Below are 24,892 nucleotides of genomic sequence, written 5' to 3' on the forward strand. Positions count from 1 at the left end.
TCTATAACTTAAAAAAAGAGATTGAGACTTAGTAATATAAGTTAGTAGTTTCTTCATCAATAATATTCATTATTGTTATGGTATCTACCAATTTATATTCGTCTCGACCTCTTTTATGTTCTATTCATCATCCATTTTTAGTACAGCTAGGAATGCATCTTGTGGAATTTCAACACTACCAACTGCTTTCATTTTCGCTTTACCTGCTTTTTGTTTTTCGAGTAATTTACGCTTACGACTAATATCCCCACCATAACATTTAGATAAAACATTTTTACCCATTGATTTAATATTAGTTCTTGCAACGATTTTTTGTCCAATTGCAGCTTGCACTGGAACTTCAAATTGTTGACGCGGAATAAGTGTTTTTAATTTTTCAACTAATGCTTTGCCTCGTTCATAAGCAAAATCTTTATGAACGATAAGGCTTAGTGCATCTACTTTATCACCATTTAATAAAATATCCATCTTCACTAAATTACTTTCTTTATTTTCAATAAACTCATAATCAAACGAAGCGTATCCTTTAGTATTAGATTTAAGTTGATCGAAGAAATCAAAAACAACTTCAGAAAGTGGTATTTCATAAACGATATTCACTCGAATATCATCTAAATAATCCATATTAATAAATTGACCACGTTTACGTTGACACAACTCCATTACTGCTCCTACATAGTCATTCGGAACCATCATGGTCGCTTTCACATAAGGTTCATAAATCGCATCAATTTTGTCTCTTTCTGGCATTTGTGCGGGATTATCTACTGTGACTTCTGAACCATCTTTCATTACACATTGATAAATAACTGATGGCGCAGTAGCAATTAATTCAATGCCAAATTCTCTTTCAATGCGCTCTTGAATAATTTCCATGTGAAGCATGCCTAAAAATCCAGTTCTAAAACCAAAACCGAGTGCTTGAGAAGATTCTGGTTCAAACTCTAATGACGCATCATTTAATTGTAACTTTTCAAGAGCTTCTCTTAAATCATTATAGTCTTTGTTTTCAATTGGGAACAAACCACAATAAACCATTGGGTTCATTTTTTTATATCCTTTTAGCGGTGCTTCAGCTGGTCTGTTTGCATGTGTTATCGTATCACCTACACGTGAATCATCGACATTTTTGATACTTGCAATAATATAACCAACATCACCTACAGTTAGTTCTTCAATAGGTAATTGTTTAGGTGTGTTGATACCTACCTCACTAACTTCAAATTCTTTACCTGTTGCCATCATTTTAATTCTATCTCCAGCTTTAACAACGCCTTCCATCACGCGAATTGATGAAATAACGCCTCTATAAGGATCATATTCTGAATCGAAAATTAAAGCTTTTAATGGGGCGCTTGGGTCACCTTCAGGTGGTGGCACTACTTCTACAATTTTCTCTAAAATATCTTCGATACCAATATTTGATTTAGCACTAGCAAGTACGACATCATCTTGATCTAAACCAATCACATCTTCTAATTCTTGTTTAACCCTTTCAGGTTCAGCGGCAGGGAGATCGATTTTGTTAACGACTGGTAATAATTCTAAATCGTTATCAAGTGCTAGATAGACATTTGCCAATGTTTGTGCTTCAATACCCTGTGCTGCATCTACTACTAAAATTGCACCTTCACATGCAGCTAGGGATCTAGAGACCTCATATGAAAAGTCTACGTGTCCTGGTGTATCAATTAAATGGAAAGTATAAGTTTGTCCATCACTAGCTTCATATTTTAATCGTACGGCATTTAATTTGATTGTAATACCACGTTCTCTTTCAAGATCCATTGAATCTAATAATTGATCTTGCATTTCTCTTGTTTCTACAGATTTAGTATTTTCTAATATTCTATCTGCTAATGTTGATTTACCATGATCAATATGAGCAATAATAGAAAAATTTCGTATATTTTCTCTTCTGTTATAGCGTTCTTGCATATCCATAGCCTATCATTCTCGCTTTCATAAAATTAGCCCGTATATGTATACATCTTTGATATGATATCGTTTTTAATGATTAATTGCAAACGTATCCTTACTATTAAATGTTAAAACATGATTATAAAATCACTTGCGTTAGTCGTATATAATTTTAGAATATATACTCATTATAAAGTGTTAAAGTGCGCATTCCAACAGTAATTATGATTTAATTGAGATTTTAATTATGCTATATTTAATTAATGATTGCACAAATATGTTAGTTTTGATAAAATATTTCTTGTTGTAATCAAAATAAAATTTGATATGCTTAAGATCACTTTTAGGAGGTGACAGTAATGCCAAATATTAAATCTGCTATTAAACGTGTTAAAACAACTGAAAACGCAGAAGCTCGTAATATTTCACAAAAAAACGCTATGCGTACTGCTGTGAAAAATGCTAAAACAGCAATCAACAATAACGCTGATAACAAAGCTGAATTAGTTAACTTCGCAATCAAATCAGTTGATAAAGCTTCACAAAGTAACTTAATTCACTCAAACAAAGCTGATCGCATTAAATCACAATTAATGTCATCAAGTAAATAATGTGTAAAAAAGCGCGGAACTATGTTCCGTGCTTTTTTGCATTTAAATATATAACTAGGGATTGATTACAAATTTAAAGGGATAGAATAAATAACTCAAGTATTAGTTGTTTGTCCATATATGACGACTTTAGTTTATAATCTGTTTCTGCGCAGTTATCTATTATATTTAATAATTCTTTTAACTCATAATAACGGACTTGATTTAATGCTAACTTAACTCTATATGGATGAACATTAATTGTTTTAGCAATCTGTTGCCCACTATATCCTTTTTGAGCTAATATTTTACATTGGTAATACAATCTATAGTTACTTGTAATAAGTGCAAGTAATTTAATAGGTTCCTCTTTCATAACGATTAAATCTTTTACAAGTTGTATAGCTTTGTCTTTTTCATTTTTTTGAATATATTCTGTTAATAGAAAAACATTTTGTTCTAAGCTTCTGTTAATAATTAAACTTACATCATTTTTATTAATAGTAGATCTGTCACCTAAGAATAAAATGAGTTTATCTAGCTCTTGAGAAACGATATTGAAATTCACACCAGTTAATTCAATAAATAGGTTTAGCGCATCTTGCTTTATATCTTTGAAATTCTCATGTAGTTGATTTTGAATCCAGGACTTAATTTCTTGTTCTGACATTTGTTCTACTTTGGTTAGCTTACTGGTTTTTTTTAATGATTTAGTTAATTTCTTTCTTTCATCTAATTTATTGCTATAGATTTCAAAAATGACTAAATTATCACCATCATACTTCTCTAAAAATTCTATAACTTGTTCATTGTTCGGCTGTAAATCTTTATTAACTTTTTCGCCAGTAAATATAAATGAATTTTTAACAACAATTACTTTCTTTTCAGATATAAATGGCATTGTTAACGCCTCTTCAATAATTGTCGAAATATTAGTTTCATAAAGGTTAAATTTTATAAAATTAAAGTCATCTCTGTCCTCATTTAAGAATGCATTTGTCAGTTCATTACTTTTCTTTTCTACTAATTCAGGCACTTCACCATATATAGCCATAATATTGTTTGTCATAATTGTGAACTCCCTTTTAAAATATCAAACATTGATAATTATATCATGCTTGGGTAAAGCGTCACCAGTTCAATCAATTTGATTAGATGTAATATTCATATTGTGATCCAAATCTATCGTTATTTCTCCAACGTCTTGAGTGTTCAAAATTTTACTGTTTACCGACGTTAACGTCTGCAACGTTTCTTTATTTGGCAAATGATATTTATTGTTTTTACCACTTGAAATAATACTAATTGTCGGTTTAATAGACTTTATAAATACTTCCGAACTACTTGTTTTACTTCCGTGATGTCCTACTTTCAATATATCCACGGTAGGAAGTTGATATAATTTCATCAATTTAGCTTCATTATTTTTCGTCGCGTCACCCAATAAAAGCATTTTGTAGTTTTGATATTCAATAAGTAAGATAATGCTATGCTCATTTTTATCATCACTTGAAGGAATATCTCCGTGAAGGAATGAAATTTTACCGTTATTGAATTGGATAGAATCTATTTCTTTAGCATCTACTAATTGGATATTGTTATTTTTACACAAACGTATGAGTCTTGTTAGTTCTACTTCTGAATAGCTATATACATGAATATATAACTTTTTGATTCTTATGTGTTGAATGATGTAAGGTAGCTCGCCAATATGATCTGCATGTGGATGCGTAATAATTAAATGATCTATTGAGGTAATCCTTTTACGTTTTAATGTAGGTAAAATATGATATTTGGCTATATTATGATTATCTATCGTACCTTCTCTAATTTCCTTACCACCAGTATCAACCATAACAGTTTCTTTCGTACTTGTTTGAAATATTAAACTATCCCCTTGCCCAACATTAAAAAAAGTAATTGTACTCGTGTTAGGTTGGATATTAAAAATGCATAAAGATATAAACAAGACACATAGTAATACGAGTGATTTTATTTTTTTATGGCATAAAAAGATGAATATGAGTATTATCAATACTACAAAAAGCACATATTCAAAAGATGATTTTGGTGCAATAAAAACTTGATAAAATTTAAATTTCAAAAATAATTCTAAGAGATAATCGTGTAAGATATATATTTTATTGAATATTGCACCAAATAAAGGTATATCATTAACAAAATGATAAGTAAAAAATAATAATATTGCTAATGGGAAAATAATAAAACTATATAAAGGAACAAATAGTATATTAGAAAATAAGCCTATCCATTGTAATTGGTTAAAATGAAAAATTGAGATGATTGAAGAAGAAAGCTGAGCTATTAAAGTAAGGATAATAATATTATTAAAGAAAGATAACTGTCTTATAAGTGGAAAGGAAACTAGAATAAAAAATGAAATAACAAATGAAAATTGAAAGCCTATATCATACAAATAGTCAGGTGTTATTAAAATCATAATGATAAAGATTAGACCTAAAATATCAATGGTCGACATTTTAGACTTATTAGAAATGAGAATGACGGTTATCGTAGCTAAAATTGCTCTCAATGCACTTGGTGCAAAATCGGTATAATATGCGAATATAATTAGAAATATGATAATTAAACCGTCAATAATCACTTTGGGTATATTAAGTCTAACTAGAGGTTGATATATAAGATAAGAAATAGTAGCAATATGCGACCCACTCACTGCTAATAAATGATAAATGCCTATGTCCTTGACCTTATCAATAAATTCAGTACTAATGCCATGGATATCATCACTAATCAAAGCAGTAATATATTCAGGATGCGATAGGCTTGAGTGAGCCAATTTTTGAGTAATATACGACGAATGCTTTTCAAATACATTTGAATTTTTAGTGATTTGGCACGTATTCGTGACTACTTTGTTAACAGAAACATAAGGGATGTGATTTAAAACATTAACAATTTTACCTTTAATAACACATGATTTATTTTCAATGTCTTTTTCACTTAATTGATTGGTATTTAAGTGAAAGACGTACGATTGATCTTTGATAGTAAATTTACCTTTTAATTGTTTTCCTTGACGATTGATATTAGATCCAAATTCGACTTTGGTAAATATATTAGGGTTTTTCTTGAAGAAATCATCTTTACTTATACTGTTTTCATAGTGAAAATGTTCAAAACTCACACCACAAAATACACAAATAATCATTATTAATATATGATGCATTTTAAATCTTCTTTGCGTTGAAATGATAACTAATAAAATAATAATCAAACACGACATTAATTTTAAATGTATCCATAGAATACCTATGAGAAAGGACAATGCAAAATAAATCATATATTAGTTAGTTAAATATTGAGCCACATTTCGAGCTGAAAAAGGTATTTTTTTGTATTCAATACCAGCTTGGTTTAATAATTGCAGCGCATATTCGTGATTGTGATAATCTTCAGCATAATATATTTGTTTAATGCCTGCTTGTATAATAGATTTTGTGCAATTAAGACATGGAAAGTGAGTGACATAGATAGTAGCACCATCTGTTGAAACACCCTGCTTAGCACATTGTAATAAAGCATTCATTTCGGCATGTATGGTTCTGATACAATGGCCATCTTCAATTAAGCATCCTTCATCAATACAATGCACCTCACCAGCAACAGATCCATTATATCCCCCTGCTATAATTCTATTGTCTTTTACTATAGTTGCCCCTACTGACAATCTTTGGCAAGTTGATCTTAGAGCAAGTAAATGGCTTTGCGCCATGAAATATTCGTCCCATTTTAATCTTTCCATTAAATTCACTCCGATTCAAATTTATTATCATTATTATAGAATATCTTTATATTTAAGCCAATCAACAAAGTTAGATTGTAATATAATCTTTAATCTTTTCGAAAGTTTTGTCACCGATGCCCTTGATATTTTTTATATCTTCTATTGAATGAAACTGGTTATTCTTTGACCTGTAATCTAAAATTTCTTTGACTTTTGTCGGTCCTACGCCTGGGATCTTAAGCAAATCAGTTTCACTCGCAGTATTCAAATTTATTTTGTCAGTAGTTAATGAATTTAAAGGTTTTGTATTACTACGCTTATTAATATCATCACTATGCGTTATAGTATTTTTCATTTCACTGGTGGATGGTATGTAAATCAATTTTTGATCTGTTAATTTTTCAGATAAATTGACTTGTGTCAAATCAGCATCTTTTTGTAATTTAGCTTTTTCTAATACATCTTTAATTCTATCTGACCCTTTCATTTTATATACATCAGGGTGCTCAACAGCGCCTTTGATATCTACAATTACCGTTTTATTTTCATCAATACCAGTATTCAACCCATCTTTCTTAGTTGCATCATTAATATGTCTAGATGATTGATGTGTATTATTTTTTTCTTTTGAATTGCTTTGCGATGAAACGATTGGCATGTCATTGCTTGTTTCTTTAACAGGTTTAAGAAACATTAGTGTACATGCGATAGCTATTATAATGGTCAAAGTGATCATCAGTTGAAATTTCCATTGCTTGATAAATGCCAATAATTCTATTTTATCTTTAAACAAAAAATTCATCTCCTTATATATATAAACGTTTAAGGAGATGAGTTTACTTTATTTATTTATAAGCTACGATAAATAAACGATCGCCGTTTTCATCGTGATTATTGCGATTAAAGTCGATAAATGTTTCGAATGCTTTAAATCCAATTGTCTTTAATAAACTAATGTAAGTATCTTTTTCAAAGGTTCTTTGATAGTGCGATTCATCAAATCGCTGATAAGTATCATCAGTATTTTTTACAAAGAAACTCATGTCGTGATACACACTATAAGGTTCATCACCAACAATAGCTTCCCATGCTAAAAAGATTGACTCATTTTCATCAATGTAACATTGATTATGAAACAACGTATTCATCTTTTGAATAGTATGGACATCAAATATAAAAACACCAGTTTCTGATAAATGATTAAAAACATTGATAAATGTTTCATTTACATCTTCGATATCAGGTAAATAATTCAGTGAATCACAAAATATTGTTATTACATCAAATTTAGTATTGAATGAAAAATCGGTCATATCGCCTTCTAACCATGTTACTTGATTAGATTTATTAGCAGCAATGGAGAGCATCTCTGAGCTTAAATCCATTCCTGTAACCGAACCAATAGTACTTAGTTGAGCAGTTAAACTGCCAGTTCCACAACCAATATCAAGAATTTTCGGCTTATGACTGAGATCTTGCGTATAATGGTTCACGATTTCAAACCACTTGTCATAAGGTTGATCTTGCGTAAGTTGATCATAAACTAAGCTCATTTCACCATATTGAGCCATCTAATATGCAACCTGCCCATATGATTCTATTGGCGCATCTTGATATAGCTTCTCAATATTATAATAATTACGTTCATCTTTATGGAAGATGTGGACCACAACATCTGCTAAATCAATTAAAACCCATCTAGCACTTTGATACCCTTCCATACGTTTTACATCAATAGCTTGTTCATGTGCTGCCTCTTTAACTGCTCTAGCAATTGATTGAACTTGACGCTCATTATTACCGTGACAAACAACGAAATAGTCTGTCATGTCACTGATACCTTTCATATTAAGAGAAACAATATCTTCTGCTTTTTTATTTTCTGTCGCATCGACAGCAATATTTAATAATTCTTCTGAATTCATTTAATCATCCTTTATCCTTTGATCACTATAATTATAATAGTTTAAACATGAAATCGTTGTGCCATAAACGGTTATATCCTTACTAATTAGGAACAGTACTGTTCGCTTAGAAATTTCATAAATTGTTTTATCTAAGCTACCTTGATTGTATGCCATATCTCTAATTTCTTCAACTCCTGGGGTTTTTCTTCCAGGCTCGATATAATCAGCAATAAACACAAGTTTTTCAGTTTTAGTCATTTCTTTTCGACCAGTTGTGTGATTCTTGATTGCAAGAAGCACTTCCTCGTCTTCAATACCAAATTCTGATTGCATGATAGCAGCACAGACTGGTCCGTGTAAGATTTCTCCACCATAACTTAATAGTTCACTATCTAAATCGTGTTGTCTCACAATTTGGTACATTGTGCTTAGGTCATCATACTTGCAATAATCATGCAATACACCCGCTAAGTTAGCTTTATCTTTATCACCATCATAAATTTCTGCAAGTTTTACTGCGGTTTCAGCTACTCTCAATGAGTGCTTAAAACGTTTCTCCGGTAGTTTATCTTTAACGAGTTCAATCGCTTTATCAATTTTCATAAAATCCTTCCTCTCTTATATAGTCGTGAATACTACGAGGAACCAAGATATTTATTGGTTGTTTATTTTTTACACGATTTCGAATCAATGATGAACTAATATCCATTCGCGGTATATTAACCGATATCATTGACTCGTCGACCTCTTGATAATTAACATCTCTGTTCACAATTACAAACGTAATGAGTTGTTTTAACTTTTCAATTTTATACCATTTATCTAATTGTTTATACTGATCTGTTCCGATAATGAAATAGATATCCGCATCTTTTTCATTATTAACGATATCTTTTAGCGTTTCATAAGTGTAACTTTGACCTTTTCTCTCAAGTTCAATTTCACATATTTCACCAAAACCTAATTCTTCAATAGCAAGTTGAATCATTTTGATTCGATATTTAGCATCTAAATAGTCATCATGCGTTTTCAAAGGTGCCATATAACTTGGTAAAAAATAAAATTTGTCAGGTTTAAGTTGATGATAGACTTCATTTGCAACTAATAAGTGTGCAGTGTGAATTGGGTTGAATTGACCACCATAAAGCACTATTGATTTCTTATTCATCATTTATGGTAATGTGATTTCTTTATTATCAACTGATTCTCTATAAATGACAATCATCGAACCAATCACTTGAACAACTTCACTATTAGTTGCATCACTTAATGTTGACGCTAATTCATTTTTATCATCAAAGTTATTTTGTAACACATGTATTTTAATTAACTCGCGATTTTCAAGTGTATCATCAATCTGAGCAATCATATTGTCATTAATGCCTGCTTTACCAATTTGAAAAATAGGATCTATATTGTGAGCTAAACTTCTTAAATATCTTTTTTGTTTTCCAGTTAACATATTAAACTCCTTTTAATTTGTTTAGTACTGCATATTTCATTTCTAATATATTAGGCTGTTTGCCGGTCCAAATTTTAAAACTTTCAGCGCCTTGGTTTATGAACATATCCAAGCCATTATAAACCGTATTGCCTTTGAGTTCTGCTTCTTTTAAAAATTTAGTCTTATATGGAATATAAATAATATCACTAACGAGTGTACTTGATGATAAATTATCTAAGCTAATAACAATATCCTCGTTATTATTTAATCCAGCAGATGTCGTATTGATTATAATATCAAATTCATCTAAATATTGTTCTGCTTGTTCTAATGAAATTGCATTAATATCCATATCCCACGTCTCAAATCTACGCATTGTTCTGTTAGCGATTGTTAATTTGGGTTGTACAATTTTACTGAGTTCATTTGCAATTCCCTTACTAGCACCACCAGCACCAAGGATTAAAACATAAGCATTTTCTAAATCGGGATAAACTTGTTTCAAGCCCATCACATAACCAATACCATCTGTATTATAACCTATCCATTTATTATTAATAATTTTCACAGTATTAACGGCTCCAACAGCTTTTGCTTGGTCATCAATTTCATCCAGATAAGGAATAATTCTTTCCTTATGCGGAATCGTAACATTGAATCCATTAATATGGTTATCTTCAATAATTTGTCTAATATCATGGAAGTCTTGCGTGGGAATGTGCAACGCTTCGTATGTGTCTTCCATATTTAATGATTCAAAATTAACTTGATGCATGACTGGAGATAATGAATGCGATACGGGATCACCTATTACTGCATACTTCATAAATAACCCACCTTACATTATTGAATTTCTTAGGATTACATCAACATTTTTAGGGACACGTACAATAACTTTTGCACCTGCTTCAATCGTTATAAATCCTAGTCCTGATATCATTATGTCTTTCTTTTCCTTACCAGTTTCAAGACGTACAGCTTTTGTTTCACTCATGTCGAAGTGGTCAGGATTATTTGGTGGTGTCAAAACATTACCAATTTGATTACGCCATAAATCATTTGCCTTTTCCGTTTTAGTTCGATGTATATTCAAATCATTTGAAAAATAACAAACGAGTGGTCTTTTTCCACCTGAAACATAATCAATTCTAGACAGTCCACCAAAGAATAACGTTTGTCCTTCATTAAGTTGAAAAACTCTTTGTTTTATTTCATTTTTAGGCACGATTATTTTTAATTCTTTCTCAGATACATAGTGTGTCATTTGATGAGACTGAATAATACCCGGCGTATCGTACATGAATGTTTTTTCATCTAGAGGTATATCGATTAAATCTAATGTAGTTCCTGGAAATCTAGAAGTGGTTACAACATCTTTTTCGCCCACACTTTGTTCAATCAATTTATTTATAAGTGTTGATTTACCTACATTCGTAGTACCGACAATATACACATCTTGATTATGTCTATGCTTATCAATCGATGCTAATAAATCTTCGATTCCCCAACCTTTTTGTGCAGAAATAAGTATAACGTCGTCAGCTTCTAAACCATATTTTCTAGCAGTTTTTTTGAGCCACTCTTTTACACGACGTTTATTAATTTGCTTAGGTAAAAGATCTAATTTATTAGCGGCTAATATTATTTTTTTATTGCCTACAATTCGTTTCAAGGCATTGATAAATGAACCTTCAAAATCGAAAATGTCAACAACATTCACAATTATTCCTTGTCGGTCAGATAATTCATTGAGTAAATTTAAAAAATCTTCACTATCCATTCCGACATCTTGAATTTCGTTATAATTTTTCAATCTGAAACAACGTTGACAAATAACGTCCTCTCTAAAAAGGTTATGTTCTGGAACATATCCAGGTGCACTTTTATCATCAGATTGAAGTGGTGCACCGCATCCAATACATTTTAATGTGTCATCCAATCAATTTTCCTCCCATGTGATATAGCCTTTATTTTTAAAGTAATTTAATAATCGACGCTCAATAATACGGTTGAATTTAGTAATAAATCCATCTGTACGTTTCACAGGCACAACCATAATTGTATATAAGCCATTACGATTACCACCAAAAACATCCGTTAACATTTGGTCTCCAATTACGATGGTTTCCTCAGGTTTGATATTCATTTGTTTGATGGCTTTTTTAAATGCTTTGCCCATAGGTTTTCTTGCTCTAAAAATGAAATCTACATTTAAGTCTTTAGAAAAGCTTGAAACTCTATCTTCATTATTATTAGATACAATAGTTATTGTAATACCTAATTCATTTGCTTTTTTAAACCATTGTTGTATTTCTATAGTTGGCGATTTTACATCCCACCCAACTAATGTATTATCTAAGTCTGTAATAATACCTTTAAAACCAGCCTTAGCTAATTTTTCAATATCGATTTGAAATACAGACTTAACGTAATCATTTGGCATAAAATATTTCTTTATTAATCCCATTTATTTATCACCTTTATTAATATTTATAAAACTTTAATTAGTGCTTCAACTATTGAACTTGATGATTTAGCAGCTTTACCGAGGAATTCCTCGAAAGATATATCTGCTTTACCATTCGCTAAATCGGATACTGCACGTGTCACGATAAATGGAACATGGAATTGATAGCATGTCTGTGCAATTGCAGTTGCCTCCATTTCAACAGCCATAGCATTTGGAAATTGTCGTTTAATCGTTAAACGTTGCTCAACACTTCCAATAAAACTATCACCACTCACAATTTGGCCTATTTTAGCAGTATAATTTTGTTGTTTAATAACTTGTTCAGCTAAGTTTAATAGTTCGTGATTTGACTCAAATTTAGAAGGCATTTGAGGTACTTGTCCAAATTCGTAACCAAATGCAGTTGCATCAACATCATGATATTGTACATCATTACTAATCAACATATCTCCTACAGATAAGCTTTCATCTAGCGCACCTGCCGATCCAGTATTGATAATGAGTCTAGGATTAAATTTCTCAATTAATAATGTTGTTGAAATAGCGGCATTCACTTTACCAATCCCACTTTGCGTTAAAACAACTTCTGTTGTATTTAATTTCCCTCTATAAAATTTAACATGTGCAACAGAAATTTCATTCATCTCTGTTAATTTATCTTTTAAAATAGCTACTTCTTCTTCCATAGCTCCTATAATTCCTATCATATTTACACCTCAGTCTTTATCTTAGCAATTGCTATTTTATCATATAATTTCATTCATCACGACAATGTTTCATCACTCCGTATTTAAAATAATAAATTCGTTACACATTCATCTCTTTTTATAAATTTTACTAGTGAAAAAGAGAGTGAATTCTACAAAAAAAGAGTGAGATGGAATTCAATTTGAATTCAAAATCTCACCCTTCTTATGTGTATATTAAATTGAGAAAAGCGTACTACCACTAACTTCTCAGCTCAATATTTCATAGTGAATTTAATCAGATATTTTTATAAAAGTATTAATCTATAACTCAGAATTTTAAGCAAATCTAATGCTATATGTCTTATACCGTAGAAAAGCTATTTATCCTTTCCAAAGTGCAGCTAAATCTTGTAATGAGAAGATACCTGTTACAATAGTTACAATGACTGCTACAACACCAAAGATTAGCATCCATGTTGGATGTTTGTAATCTCCAACAATATCTTTTTTACGACTTGCAATAAGTATCGCTCCAAGTGTGATAGGTAAAATCCAACCATTAATTGCACCAGCAATAATAAGTAAACTAATAGGTTTACCAATAAATAGGAAAATTAATGTAGAAATTACGATAAAGACGATTACAATTAGATTATTTTTAGTTAATAAAGATTTATGTAATGTTCTTAAGAATGTAGCACTTGTGTATGCTGAGCCAATAACAGAAGACATGGCAGCCGCAAAGATAACGACACCGAAAATATTCTTACCAATTGGTCCAATTGCATGTTCAAATACTGAAGCAGGTGGATTATCGGCACTTAATGTTACACCAGTTACAACTACACCTAATACTGCTAAGAATAATAAAGTTCTCATAATACCTGTTGTTAATATACCTGCAATTGCAGAGCGGTTTACAAATGGTAAGAACTCTTTACCTTTCATACCAGAATCTAAAAGTCTATGTGCACCTGCGAAAGTAATATAACCGCCTACAGTACCTCCGACTAATGTAATAATAGGTAAAATTAATTTAACCGGCTGTTCTGGCGCGAATGTGTGTACTAATGCATCACCATATGGCGGGTTTGAAACTACCATAACATATGCAACTACGAGTATCATTACAACCCCTAAAATCATTGAAACAACGTCCATGATCTTTTGACCACTTCTACTAACAAAAATTAAAATAGAGAAAATAGCTGTAATTGCAGCACCCCATTTGATATCTAATCCAAACATGGCGTTTAAACCTAAGCCTGCACCAGCAATATTACCTATATTAAATGCAAGACCCCCAAATGCAATTAATATTGAAATTAATGTTCCTAAACCAGGCATCACCTTATTTGACACTTCTTGTCCACGTAAACCAGTAACTACAAGGACACGCCAAATATTAATTTGTGCGCCTATATCAATGATAATTGAAATTAATATTGCAAATGCAAAACTAGCATAAAATTCAGCTGTGAATACAGCTGTTTGAGTAAGGAATGCTGGGCCAATAGCAGAAGTTGCCATTAGGAATACAGAACCATATAATAATCGTCTGTGATTCTTCGTGAATTTAAATTCCTTCTCATTCGGATTTATTTCTTGATTTGGATTTTGGTTAAAGTTTTCTCCCATAATTGGTCCCCCTTATAAGGATTGAATATCAATGCCTTCTTTCGTTAATTTTTCTCTAATTTGTGATACAAATTCTAAAGCATGAGCACCATCACCATGCACACAAATCGTATCCGCTTTTAGATTGATTTCTTTTCCGTTTTTGCTAACCACTTTGTTTTCAATAACCATTTTTAAAACTTGATCTAACGCTTCTTCAGTGTTAGTGATGACTGCATCTGCCTCTTTACGACTAACGAGTTGACCATTATCTTCATATCGTCTATCAGCAAACACTTCAGATGCAGTGCGTAAACCTAAAGCTTCGGCCTCAGTAATTAGTAATGTATTTGACAATCCTACTAAGACAAGTGAAGCATCAAAATCATAAACTGCTTGTGCAATAGCACGCGCAATATTTTGATCTTTAGCCCCCATGTTATACAGTGCGCCATGTGGTTTTACATGATTAATGCGCGTTTGATGTACTTTACAGAAACCATCTAAAGCACCTAGTTGATAGATAACTAAATTATAAATTTCTTTAGGTAAAATATCCATATTTCGGCGACCAAATCCCTTTAAATCTGGTAATCCTGGATGCGCACCTATTCCTACACCATTGTCTTTAGCGAGTTTAATAGTGTCATACATCACATTTTCATCACCTGCATGGAAGCCACAAGCAATATTAGCTGAAGTGATTAATGGAATGATTTGATTGTCACCGCCAAATGAATAATTTCCAAATGCTTCGCCTAAGTCACAATTCAAGTCTATGCGCATTATAGCTCCACTCCTTCAATAATTTGATGTTTTTCAAGGAATTTAATATCTACTTCACTAGCATCATCATCTGCATATAATGGGTAATTTAAAACTGCGTATAAAAAGTCAGCAGTTGTTGTAAAGCCTTCAATTACCATTTCATCAAGTGCTACTTTTAATTTGTTAATCGCAGTTTGTCGATCCGTATCTTTAACTATAACCTTTGCGACAAGTGAGTCATAATATGGTGATACTTGGTATCCTGGATATAGTAAAGAATCAACACGAATATTGAATCCTTGAGGTAAATGTAATTTTTTTACTTTACCAGGCGTAGGTTGGAATTTCTTCTCTGGATTTTCAGCATTGATACGCGCTTCGATTACGTGACCATTGAATACGATGTCATCTTGACCGAATGGAAGTTTACCATGTTGCATTAAATACAGTTGTGCTTGTAATAAGTCTCTATCAGCACGCATTTCTGTAACAGTATGTTCTACTTGTATACGTGCATTCATTTCTATAAAGTAATGTGCATCTTTTGTAACTAAAAATTCTATTGTACCTGCACTTCGATAATTTGAAGCTTTGGCAACGGCAACTGCATCTGCACAAATTTGTTTTCGTCTTTCCTCTGTTAATGCTGCACAAGGAGACTCTTCAATTAACTTTTGATTTTTGCGTTGTACAGAGCAATCTCGTTCTCCTAAATGTACATAGTTACCTTTTCCATCACCAATAATTTGAACTTCCACGTGTTTGGCTACAGGTATAAAAGCTTCGACATATACTCTGTCATCATTAAAGTACTTCTGCCCTTCGCTTTTTGCTTCTTTTAATGATTTTTCAAGTTGTTCAGGTTCTTTAACGATACGGATACCTTTACCGCCACCGCCACTAGCTGCTTTTAAAACGACAGGGTAACCAATTTCATCAGTAAGTTGTTTAATTTCTTCCACTGAATTGATAGCACCTGTTGATCCAGGAATGACAGGTACTCCTGCAGCGTCTACTGTTTGACGCGCAGTTATTTTATCACCCATCAGCTCCATTGTTTTTTTACTTGGACCTATGAAATGAATATCATTTTCTTCTACCTTTTCAGCAAAAGTTGTACTTTCTGATAAAAACCCGTACCCTGGATGGATCGCATTCGCACCTGTTATTTCAGCTGCGCCAATGATACGTTCAATATTTAAATAACTATCTAAAGGATTGGCTTCTCCAATACAAACTGCTTGATCAGCTAAGCTAACATGTAAACTTTGCTCATCTCCTTTAGCATATATCGCAACAGTCTCTATGCCCATTTCACGACAGGCTCTAATAATACGGACTGCAATTTCTCCTCTATTTGCTACTAAACAACGGTACATTTAGCTGTCCCCCTTTATTTAAGTTTAACTAGTACTTGATCATATTCAACATTTGTACCATGATCTGCTACTATTTCAACGACTTCTCCATCTACATCGCTTGTAATTTCATTCATAACTTTCATTGCTTCAACATAACCGATGATATCTCCAGATTTAACTTTATCTCCAACTTTAATTTGAGGATCAGTTAATTCTTTACTATCTTGTAAAAAGAATGTACCAACCATTGGTGAAGCTATTTCTTTAGAAGCATCTTCATTCGAACTAGATTCCGCTTGTTGTTGATTATCATTATTCACAGCACTTGTACTTGCTACACTTTGATTAGCAGATTCACTGATTACTTGAGCGCCCTCTGTGAAGTCTAATTCTAGTTCACTTTTATTATCTTTAAATTTAAAGCGTTTTACGCCATTTGATTTAACTAAGTTAATAACTTCTTCAATTTTTTTAATATTCATTTTGTTATTACTCCTCTTCAATTAATTTTGCCAATTTTTGTGATGTTGGTCGCATTGAATGCATATTAAATATTGGTGCATTTGTCACAGAGTCCAATTTGTCACTGAACTTTTGATTAAATGACTGTAACATCTCATTTGCTTCATCTACAGAAGTCCATTTGAACTGTATCATATCTCCTGGCTTGAATTGTGCTAATTTTTTAAGGTCCAATTGACTTACTGTAGCTATTTTTGTATAACCACCGACTGTTTGTTTGTCATTTAATAGAATGATTGGATTCCCATCGTTAGGTACTTGAATACTTCCTAACCCTACTGGTTCAGAAATGATATCCGCACCATTTTCAGGTGGAATTTGATTGCCTATAAGTCTATATCCCATGCGATCAGATTGATCAGATATTTTATATTCAGATTCAACTAAATTTTTTCGTTTCTCTTCAGAAAAGGCATCAACTTGCGGACCTTCTATAATGTGAATTATATTGTCTTGTTCAACTGCATCATAATCAATTGATTTGCCAAGATTTACTTTATAATTACTATTTTGGACGACTTGAATATGATCATCTTTTTTCAATGCTCTGCCGTAAAAACCACCCACGCCACTTCTAGTATGCGTTGAATAGCTATCTGCAACTTTTTCAATATCAAGTGAATGACCAAAGAAAATATAGCCACGTGCACCACGTATTACAGGTCCTAACTCAAGGATATCGCCTTTATTTGCCAAGACAACACTGTTATTTGTTATTTTATCGTTGTTTAATTTTGCATTGAACTGACCGCCTGTCAATACAAACGTGTTATTTTGAGTGAATTGTATTGTTGGTCCGATAATTGTAAATTCCAGACTTGGACCATCGTTAGCAATCAATTGTCGTCCTAGATCATAACTAAATTGATCCATAGCACCAGAACCTGAAAAACCTAAATGTTGAAATCCAAAACGTCCTTTGTCTTGTACCGTGGTGAACAGTCCTGGTTTTATAATTTTAATGCCCATTACACGTCACCCACTTTTCTTTATTAAATTGACCGTCGTTAATTTCTTTTTTAATTTGGCTATACGTTTGCTCGTCAATTGCATAAAATTTAATATAATCACCAGCTTCGTACAATGTCATAGGTTCAGCATATTGATCGAACACTTTTAATGGTGTTCTACCAATAATTTGCCAACCACCTGGTGAATCTGATGGATATAATCCCGTTTGATTATTAGCGATTCCTACAGAACCGGCATTTATCTTAACTCGTGGTTCAGCTCTTCTAGGTGTATGAACACTTTCATCTAACCCACCTAAGAATGGGAAACCTGGCATAAAACCAAGCATATAAACAAGATATTCATTTTCTGTATGAATTTGGATAACTTCCTCTACAGATAAATGATTATGACTTGCTACCTCTTCTAAATCTGGGCCCATCTCAGTATTATATAGTACAGGAATATGTATAATATTCTTATTTGAAGTTGAATCAACTTTTGAAAGTTTTAGATTATCTAATTCTAATTTTTCAATTAATTGCTTGTAATCAATTAAATCATTATTAAAATTTATCATAATTGCTCGATAAGACGGGATTACATCCTTAATGTCTGGTATATTTTTAGACAGAATATATTGAGTAGTTAGATTAACTTCTTGATAATTATCTTCGCTAATCTCTTCTTTGAAATATAGCAATAGCGATTGCTCATTTATAACTTTAACTTCCAACCCATTGCCTCCCTTTTATACTTTCATTTGATTATATTGTATTTCTAAAAGTATTGATTTAACAAAAGTATCAACTTTCAAATTTTACTATTATGTATAAAAAATTATAACATTTTCATATCTTAGTTGTTTAATAAGTATTTCAAATTGTGAATAATAAAAAAAGTAAGGCATGATGTAATCGCTTACTTTTGTGTATACTTAACAATTCATTCAATTGTATTCACAATGTTATTTAAGCATATAAAACAAAATTTGTCATGAAAAAGTTCAGATTTTCAAATTAATTTGATAAAATATAAATAGATATTCGTTACTTTAATGATACTTATATATTAAAAAGATTAAAATGTAACCAAGATAGCAAGTACGGCCGGATAAACCATTTAGTTGTCAAAAATAAGTTGAACTTAACCAAAAATGATACAGAATTTGACATTAAAAATGGGACTGGAACAGAATTTTTTCTTGAATTCATTGTCCCACTCCCGGTAAATGACTAAAACTGAGAAAAGCTTAATTTAAGCATCCTCCCAGTTTAGTTAATTACTGCACTTTTTGAAAAAAGCAGTTGTATATTATTGTCTCAGACTCAAATTAATCATTGTTATAAAGAGAGATTATTTGATATCTACGATTTTAACGTTAATTTCTCCACCGTTTGGTAAAGGCACACGTACTTCATCTTTTAAACTTTTACCAATTAGTGCTTTAGCCATAGGTGATTCGTTTGAGATTTTGCCGTTAAAGGCATCTGCTTCAGCAGAACCAACGATTTGGTAACTTTCTTCTTCATCTCCAGGTAATTCAATAAAAGTTACAGTTTTACCAATTTGAACAACATTGTTATCACCTGTATCTTCAATAATTAATGCATATCTAAGCATATGCTCGATACGTTGAATGTCTTGTTCAATGAATCCTTGTTCATCTTTAGCAGCATCATACTCAGAGTTCTCAGAAAGGTCACCAAAAGAACGTGCCACTTTAATTTTTTCTACAACTTCAGGACGTTTAACCGTTTTTAATTCTTCTAATTCTTTTTCTAATTGTTCATAACCCTCTTGAGTCATTGGATATTGTTTTTGATTTTCCATTATGTCATCTTCCTTTTTCAGTTAATATGTTTGAGTCAATTAAAATTTATTGAATACATTTATTTTTAATATACATTGTAACTTACTTATTGTTTACTAACCAATGTTTGAATTTTTGTTGTCATAATATCTATTGCTACTTTATTACTTCCACCTTCTGGAATAATAATGTCAGCATATTTCTTTGTTGGTTCAATGAATTGATTGTGCATTGGTTTAACAACATTTAAATATTGGTTAATGACCGATTCCATTGATCGACCACGCTCTTTAGTATCACGTACGAGTCGTCTTAGAATTCTTAAGTCTGCATCAGTATCAACGTATATTTTGACATCCATCATATCACGAAGTGTTTTATTTTCTAAAGCAAATATACCTTCTACGATAATAACATCTTTAGGTTCAAATGCAATGGTTTCATTACTTCGTGTATGATTTGTGTAATCGTACGTTGGAACTTCAACTGCATGACCATTACGTAAATCCTTTAAATTTTCAATTAGCAAATCATTATCAAAGGCAAAGGGATGGTCATAATTTGTTTCAAGACGCTCTTCAAAAGTTAAATGTGATTGGTCTTTATAATAATAATCTTGAGCAAGAAGTGCAACACTATGTCCTTCTAAATTTTTCATGATTTCATTAGTAACTGTTGTCTTACCAGATCCAGAGCCACCGGCAATACCAATAATTGTTGTGTTTGCCATTATCTAATTTCCTTTCTCATCATGTTCTTAGGGTAAATTGGATGATCTACCTTAATTTGTACAATTTGAAGTGGATGACGTGCAGCATCTAATTGATTGCCTTCCTCATCGTATATGGCATCAATCACTTGTCTAAAGCTTTCTATTTCAGGTCCAAAGAATTCAATTTCTTGACCAGGTTTAAAGTGATTTCTTTGTTGAATAGTAGCAATATGCGTTGCCTCATCATAATCTAATACTAATCCACAAAAATCATAAGGTGATTTTTTATTTTGCTGAACACCAAACATTTGCTCTTCATAACCTGGTGTACCTTCAAAGAAAGCTGGCGCTGTATCTCTATTAGCACATTTATCTAATTTGATTAACCATTCAGGATTTATTTTAAAGTGTTCTGGATCTTCAGCATAGGCATCAATTACTTTTCGATAAACTGAAACCACAGTAGCAATATAATGTATCGATTTCATACGACCTTCTATTTTAAGCGAGTCAATGCCAATATCCATCATTTGCGGTATTGATTCGATTAATTTTAAATCTTTAGGACTCATAGCGAATGGGATAACGTCGTCCTCTTGATAATAAAGATCTAAATCACCATCATTGTCAACCTCTAACAAATCATAATCCCAACGACAACTTTGACAACATCCTCCTCTATTAGAGTCTCTCGCTGTCATGTGATTACTAAGTGTACAACGACCTGAATAGGCAATACACATAGCACCATGGATGAAAGCCTCAATTTCAATATCTACGTTCTCTTTCATTTCCTTCATTTCCATAGCGCCTGTTTCACGTGCTAATACCACTCGGTCTAATCCTTCTTCTTTCCAGAATTCTACAGCTTTAGTATTAGATAATGATTGTTGTGTTGATAAGTGTATTTCTAATTTTGGTGCAACTTGCTTACAAGTTTCTATGATTAAAGGGTCTGCTACAATAATACCTGTAGCTCCAGTTTTTTCTAATTCAATTAGATACGATTCCAATCCATCAATATTTTCATCATGTGCAATAATGTTAGTAGTCACGTAAATTTTAGCATTATATTGATTTGCAAATTCAACGCCCTCTTTAATTTCAGCCATTGTAAAATTATCAGCGTTAGAACGTAGACCATATTCTTGGCCACCTAAAAATACGGCATCTGCACCATAATGAACAGCAATTTTTAATTTCTCTAAATTACCAGCAGGCGCTAATAATTCAGGTTTTTTGATTTTACTTTTTACTTGAGATTGAACGTCAGTTAAAGTTTTCAAGTTTAGCGCCTCCTTTTAATATACGGTTTGTTTATACAAGAATCCTTCGTCAAATGGACGATGTTCTGGTTGAATGTCTTCAATTGGGTCTACTAGCATAAATTTTTCATCTTCATATGCTTCAGGATCTTCATTGTATAAATCAATCGCTTCTCTGTATTGAGCTGTAACAACGTTGATATATTCTTCACTCTGTAATATACCGTCAATCTTAAATGAATCAATACCAGCTTCAAACAATGGTTCAAGCTCTTCGATTAAACAAATGTCATTCGGAGACATGATATGTGTGCCATTAAAATCCTCAAATACAGGATATTTATTATTACGTTCTTCGTCATAGAGTAATAGTTCACGTTCATCATTTTCACGTTTAATCTTCATTTGTCTATCTTGAAATGTATAATAGTTTCCAAGTAACATACGTTTAGATTGGAACATACATGTCATCCCGTGGACTTGAACTTCAATTTCAACATTTGCATTCTCTTTAATATTTATAATTTCATCTAAGTTTAATTCTCTGGCAAGAAGTGCACGTTTCGCACCGCGTTTACCCCAATAGTTACATTGGAAATAGTTGGTAACAATTGTTTCGGCATCCCAATTTAAAGGTATTGGATTTTGTTGATTTTTTACGTACATAACAACTGCAGGATCGCCAAAGATAATACGATCCACATTGATTTCGTGCAAGAAATTAATGTAGTCTTCCAATGCGTTTAAATGATAGTTGTGGAAAATACCATTTACAGCGACATAGATTTTTTTATCATGTTCATGTGCTAATTTAATTGCTTTTTTTATATCTTCTCGATTAAATTCTCCCGGTAATCGTAACCCAAATTTTTGCTCACCAATGACAAAGGCATCCGCGCCAATATCGATTAGTGTTTCTAAATGTGTTAAAGATTTAGGAGTAACGAGTAATTCCGTCATAATTATTCTCCTTTAATTGAAATAGCTAACCCATCATCCATATTGATAAAATTTGTACTGTAATTTTCTTGATTCATTAACCATTCATTAAATTTTTGGACTTTTTTCACCATTTGCTTAACATTTCTGGAACGAACAATATCTATGTTCGATACAAAACCGTGATATAAAACATTATCTGTAATCACTAGTCCACCTTTTTTTAATAATGGTGTATAATATTCAAAAAATTTCTTAGATTGCGCTTTAGCTGCATCAATAAAGATAATATCATATACTTTGTCATCGACTTGACTATATTTCTCTAAGGCATTGCCTTCTATTAATCGTATTTGTGATGAATAGCCAAAAGTTTCAAAATTTGTTTTAGCTTGCGTAATCATTTTCTCATCACGTTCTATTGTTGTAATTTGAATGTCATCTGATACGGATGCAAAATGCATTGAACTATACCCTATCGCAGTACCAATTTCCAATATATTTTTTGCACCATGGATTCGAATTAATTGTTTAATCATTTCTAGAGATAATCTGTCTACAATTGGTACAGCATTCTCTTCTGCATAGCTTCTTAATGATTCAATCTGATTATCTGTTTTAGATTGTATCTCCAATAAATATTGCTGATTAGCTTCCATTTACTTACTTCCTTTTTTAAGACAAAATGACATTAAAAAATAAACCAGTCTCTATTAATTAAGTTTTAATCACCGATGACTTATAAATAACCTAAATCAAATGACGTCAACTTATATGTATAATTGTATGACTGATTTAAATATTTATTAAAATACTTGTCTAGTTATAAGAATTTAACTTTAAATATTTTATCACATATTTGATTGTAAATTAAGGTGTAACAAGTAAAAAAACATGATTTTGTCAATCAAAAAGGAGCAGAAAAGAATTCGTTTTGAATTCTTTGTCCACTCCCACTACAAAATTATTGTGTTAACTCAGCTAAACATATGCGCTAAGTCCGTTAATTCATAATTTCGAATTGACAATTTAACTTCCATTCATCTATAAATGTGATGAATGAATGCATCATTTACTCTTCCATATTTGTATTTACTACTTCTTCAATCATGTCCCATTCTTCATCAGTTTCGATTGGTACTAATTTACCACCATCGCCTGATTCATCAGGTTCATTTATCATTGGAATAAGTTCAATCATATCATCGTCGTCTGATTGTGCGCCCTCTTCTGCTAAAATAACATATTCCTTTTTGAATTCTGGATGGTAAAATTCTAACATTTTGCGATATAAAACTTCATTACCATTTTCATCAAATAAAGTTAATAATTCTTCTTCATTGCTAATATCTAATTCTACGTCATGGTTGTGGTCATGATTATGTTCAGTCATCTTTATATCTCCTTTATTGGATTGAGTCTAAATAGCCTTGCAATATAAATACTGCTGCCATTTTATCAATTACTTTTTTTCTTTTTTGTCTTGAAACATCTGCTTCAAGTAATGAACGCTCTGCTGCCATAGTACTTAATCGTTCATCCCACATGATAATCTCTATATCAGGTAAGCTTTCTTGAAGTAACTCCTTGTATTTTAACGAAGCTTCTCCACGAAAGCCAATAGAATTATTCATATTCTTTGGTAAACCAATCACTACAGAACCAACATTATGTTCTTTAATGATAGCTACTAATTGGTCTATACCGAAATCTTCTTGTTCCTCGTTAATTCTCAGAGTGTCCAATCCTTGGGCAGTCCAACCCATTAAATCGCTAATAGCAATGCCAACTGTTTTACTACCTACATCTAAACCTAAAATTTTATGCGTTAACATGGACTATTTCTTGTTCTCTTTTAAGTAATTTGATACGAGTTCTTCCATAATAACGTCACGATCAATGTGTCGAATCTGATTTCTAGCATCATTTTGACGAGGTATATAGGCTGGATCTCCAGAGAGTAAATACCCAACGATTTGATTGACAGCATTGTAACCACGTTCTTCTAATGTTCGGTGTACATTATTTAACACAGTTTCGACATTATCTTTAGGAATTTCTTCATAGTCAAACTTCATAGTTTTATCAATATTATCCATAGGTGCGACACTCCTCTTTAACGGTTTATCTTACATACACCAATTTTACACTAGTT

29 protein-coding genes are annotated in these 24,892 nt (G+C 31.8%); 1 reads left to right on the top strand and 28 read right to left on the bottom strand.

Going from position 1 to position 24,892, the window contains the following annotated elements:
* Positions 1 to 120: 120 nt before the first annotated feature.
* Entirely contained in the window at positions 121 to 1,944 is a 1,824-nt protein-coding gene (gene lepA, locus AK212_RS05020; protein WP_053029532.1) for a translation elongation factor 4, read from the bottom strand.
* A gap of 335 nt (positions 1,945 to 2,279) precedes the next feature.
* Here lepA and rpsT point away from each other — a divergent pair, with 335 nt between their 5' ends.
* Positions 2,280 to 2,531 carry a 30S ribosomal protein S20 gene (gene rpsT, locus AK212_RS05025; protein WP_053029533.1) on the top strand — a complete coding sequence of 84 codons (252 nt, stop codon included), beginning with the start codon at positions 2,280 to 2,282 and terminating at the stop codon, positions 2,529 to 2,531.
* 73 nt (positions 2,532 to 2,604) lie between these two features.
* On the opposite strand, the gene holA is transcribed toward rpsT, so the two are convergent.
* The 27 genes from holA to AK212_RS05160 all read right to left on the bottom strand — a co-directional run bounded on the left by holA (position 2,605) and on the right by AK212_RS05160 (position 24,836).
* Positions 2,605 to 3,579 (bottom strand): DNA polymerase III subunit delta, encoded by a 975-nt coding sequence (gene holA / locus AK212_RS05030; RefSeq protein WP_053029534.1) that lies wholly within the window; start codon positions 3,577 to 3,579, stop codon positions 2,605 to 2,607.
* A 69-nt stretch (positions 3,580 to 3,648) separates the two neighbouring features.
* On the bottom strand, positions 3,649 to 5,721 hold the full coding sequence (locus AK212_RS05035; RefSeq protein WP_244881410.1) for a DNA internalization-related competence protein ComEC/Rec2: 2,073 nt from the start codon (positions 5,719 to 5,721) through the stop codon (positions 3,649 to 3,651).
* A 117-nt stretch (positions 5,722 to 5,838) separates the two neighbouring features.
* Positions 5,839 to 6,297: a ComE operon protein 2 gene (locus tag AK212_RS05040; RefSeq protein ID WP_053029535.1), complete on the bottom strand. Its 459-nt coding sequence runs from the start codon at positions 6,295 to 6,297 to the stop codon at positions 5,839 to 5,841.
* Positions 6,298 to 6,367: 70 nt separating this feature from the next.
* Positions 6,368 to 7,072, bottom strand: a complete 705-nt coding sequence (locus AK212_RS05045) for a helix-hairpin-helix domain-containing protein (protein ID WP_053029536.1) — start codon at positions 7,070 to 7,072, stop codon at positions 6,368 to 6,370.
* Between the two features lie 52 nt (positions 7,073 to 7,124).
* The gene (locus AK212_RS05050) at positions 7,125 to 7,850 is read right to left on the bottom strand and encodes a class I SAM-dependent DNA methyltransferase (protein WP_053029537.1); all 726 of its coding nucleotides are present in this window, start codon (positions 7,848 to 7,850) and stop codon (positions 7,125 to 7,127) included.
* Entirely contained in the window at positions 7,851 to 8,204 is a 354-nt protein-coding gene (gene rsfS, locus AK212_RS05055; RefSeq protein ID WP_053029538.1) for a ribosome silencing factor, read from the bottom strand.
* Positions 8,205 to 8,789: a bis(5'-nucleosyl)-tetraphosphatase (symmetrical) YqeK gene (gene yqeK / locus AK212_RS05060; RefSeq protein WP_011275620.1), complete on the bottom strand. Its 585-nt coding sequence runs from the start codon at positions 8,787 to 8,789 to the stop codon at positions 8,205 to 8,207. It abuts the gene before it with no gap.
* On the bottom strand, positions 8,779 to 9,357 hold the full coding sequence (locus AK212_RS05065; protein ID WP_053029539.1) for a nicotinate-nucleotide adenylyltransferase: 579 nt from the start codon (positions 9,355 to 9,357) through the stop codon (positions 8,779 to 8,781). The genes yqeK and AK212_RS05065 overlap by 11 nt, the downstream gene beginning before the upstream one ends.
* Positions 9,358 to 9,648, bottom strand: a complete 291-nt coding sequence (gene yhbY, locus AK212_RS05070; RefSeq protein WP_016930857.1) for a ribosome assembly RNA-binding protein YhbY — start codon at positions 9,646 to 9,648, stop codon at positions 9,358 to 9,360.
* 1 nt (position 9,649) lies between these two features.
* Entirely contained in the window at positions 9,650 to 10,456 is an 807-nt protein-coding gene (aroE, locus tag AK212_RS05075) for a shikimate dehydrogenase (RefSeq protein WP_053029540.1), read from the bottom strand.
* Positions 10,457 to 10,468: 12 nt separating this feature from the next.
* Entirely contained in the window at positions 10,469 to 11,569 is a 1,101-nt protein-coding gene (yqeH, locus tag AK212_RS05080; RefSeq protein WP_053029541.1) for a ribosome biogenesis GTPase YqeH, read from the bottom strand.
* Complete coding sequence (locus AK212_RS05085) at positions 11,570 to 12,097, bottom strand: YqeG family HAD IIIA-type phosphatase (RefSeq protein ID WP_053029542.1); 528 nt, start codon at positions 12,095 to 12,097, stop codon at positions 11,570 to 11,572.
* A 23-nt stretch (positions 12,098 to 12,120) separates the two neighbouring features.
* Complete coding sequence (gene mtnN, locus AK212_RS05090; RefSeq protein ID WP_053029543.1) at positions 12,121 to 12,807, bottom strand: 5'-methylthioadenosine/S-adenosylhomocysteine nucleosidase; 687 nt, start codon at positions 12,805 to 12,807, stop codon at positions 12,121 to 12,123.
* A gap of 363 nt (positions 12,808 to 13,170) precedes the next feature.
* On the bottom strand, positions 13,171 to 14,427 hold the full coding sequence (locus AK212_RS05095) for an NRAMP family divalent metal transporter (RefSeq protein WP_053029544.1): 1,257 nt from the start codon (positions 14,425 to 14,427) through the stop codon (positions 13,171 to 13,173).
* 12 nt (positions 14,428 to 14,439) lie between these two features.
* On the bottom strand, positions 14,440 to 15,192 hold the full coding sequence (gene pxpA, locus AK212_RS05100) for a 5-oxoprolinase subunit PxpA (RefSeq protein ID WP_053029545.1): 753 nt from the start codon (positions 15,190 to 15,192) through the stop codon (positions 14,440 to 14,442).
* Positions 15,192 to 16,553, bottom strand: a complete 1,362-nt coding sequence (locus AK212_RS05105) for an acetyl-CoA carboxylase biotin carboxylase subunit (RefSeq protein WP_053029546.1) — start codon at positions 16,551 to 16,553, stop codon at positions 15,192 to 15,194. Before AK212_RS05105 ends, pxpA begins: the two co-directional genes overlap by 1 nt.
* A gap of 14 nt (positions 16,554 to 16,567) precedes the next feature.
* On the bottom strand, positions 16,568 to 17,017 hold the full coding sequence (locus AK212_RS05110) for an acetyl-CoA carboxylase biotin carboxyl carrier protein (protein WP_053029547.1): 450 nt from the start codon (positions 17,015 to 17,017) through the stop codon (positions 16,568 to 16,570).
* 7 nt (positions 17,018 to 17,024) lie between these two features.
* Positions 17,025 to 18,026 carry a 5-oxoprolinase subunit C family protein gene (locus tag AK212_RS05115; RefSeq protein WP_053029548.1) on the bottom strand — a complete coding sequence of 334 codons (1,002 nt, stop codon included), beginning with the start codon at positions 18,024 to 18,026 and terminating at the stop codon, positions 17,025 to 17,027.
* Positions 18,016 to 18,744, bottom strand: a complete 729-nt coding sequence (pxpB, locus tag AK212_RS05120) for a 5-oxoprolinase subunit PxpB (protein WP_053029549.1) — start codon at positions 18,742 to 18,744, stop codon at positions 18,016 to 18,018. The genes AK212_RS05115 and pxpB overlap by 11 nt, the downstream gene beginning before the upstream one ends.
* A gap of 620 nt (positions 18,745 to 19,364) precedes the next feature.
* On the bottom strand, positions 19,365 to 19,841 hold the full coding sequence (gene greA / locus AK212_RS05125) for a transcription elongation factor GreA (protein WP_053029550.1): 477 nt from the start codon (positions 19,839 to 19,841) through the stop codon (positions 19,365 to 19,367).
* Positions 19,842 to 19,927: 86 nt separating this feature from the next.
* Complete coding sequence (gene udk, locus AK212_RS05130) at positions 19,928 to 20,551, bottom strand: uridine kinase (RefSeq protein WP_011275606.1); 624 nt, start codon at positions 20,549 to 20,551, stop codon at positions 19,928 to 19,930.
* Positions 20,551 to 21,819, bottom strand: a complete 1,269-nt coding sequence (locus AK212_RS05135; protein ID WP_053029551.1) for a peptidase U32 family protein — start codon at positions 21,817 to 21,819, stop codon at positions 20,551 to 20,553. The genes udk and AK212_RS05135 overlap by 1 nt, the downstream gene beginning before the upstream one ends.
* 15 nt (positions 21,820 to 21,834) lie before the next feature.
* Complete coding sequence (locus tag AK212_RS05140; protein WP_053029552.1) at positions 21,835 to 22,758, bottom strand: peptidase U32 family protein; 924 nt, start codon at positions 22,756 to 22,758, stop codon at positions 21,835 to 21,837.
* A gap of 2 nt (positions 22,759 to 22,760) precedes the next feature.
* Positions 22,761 to 23,396, bottom strand: a complete 636-nt coding sequence (locus AK212_RS05145) for an O-methyltransferase (RefSeq protein WP_053029553.1) — start codon at positions 23,394 to 23,396, stop codon at positions 22,761 to 22,763.
* A 413-nt stretch (positions 23,397 to 23,809) separates the two neighbouring features.
* Positions 23,810 to 24,130, bottom strand: coding sequence for a DUF1292 domain-containing protein (locus AK212_RS05150; protein WP_053029554.1), 321 nt, complete (start codon positions 24,128 to 24,130; stop codon positions 23,810 to 23,812).
* Positions 24,131 to 24,143: 13 nt separating this feature from the next.
* A complete protein-coding gene (ruvX, locus tag AK212_RS05155; RefSeq protein ID WP_053029555.1) occupies positions 24,144 to 24,572 on the bottom strand; it encodes a Holliday junction resolvase RuvX in 429 nt (142 codons plus the stop codon).
* Positions 24,573 to 24,575: 3 nt separating this feature from the next.
* The gene (locus AK212_RS05160; protein ID WP_011275600.1) at positions 24,576 to 24,836 is read right to left on the bottom strand and encodes an IreB family regulatory phosphoprotein; all 261 of its coding nucleotides are present in this window, start codon (positions 24,834 to 24,836) and stop codon (positions 24,576 to 24,578) included.
* Positions 24,837 to 24,892 lie beyond the last annotated feature (56 nt).

The sequence above is a fragment of the Staphylococcus borealis genome (genome assembly GCF_001224225.1).
Taxonomy (GTDB): domain Bacteria; phylum Bacillota; class Bacilli; order Staphylococcales; family Staphylococcaceae; genus Staphylococcus; species Staphylococcus borealis.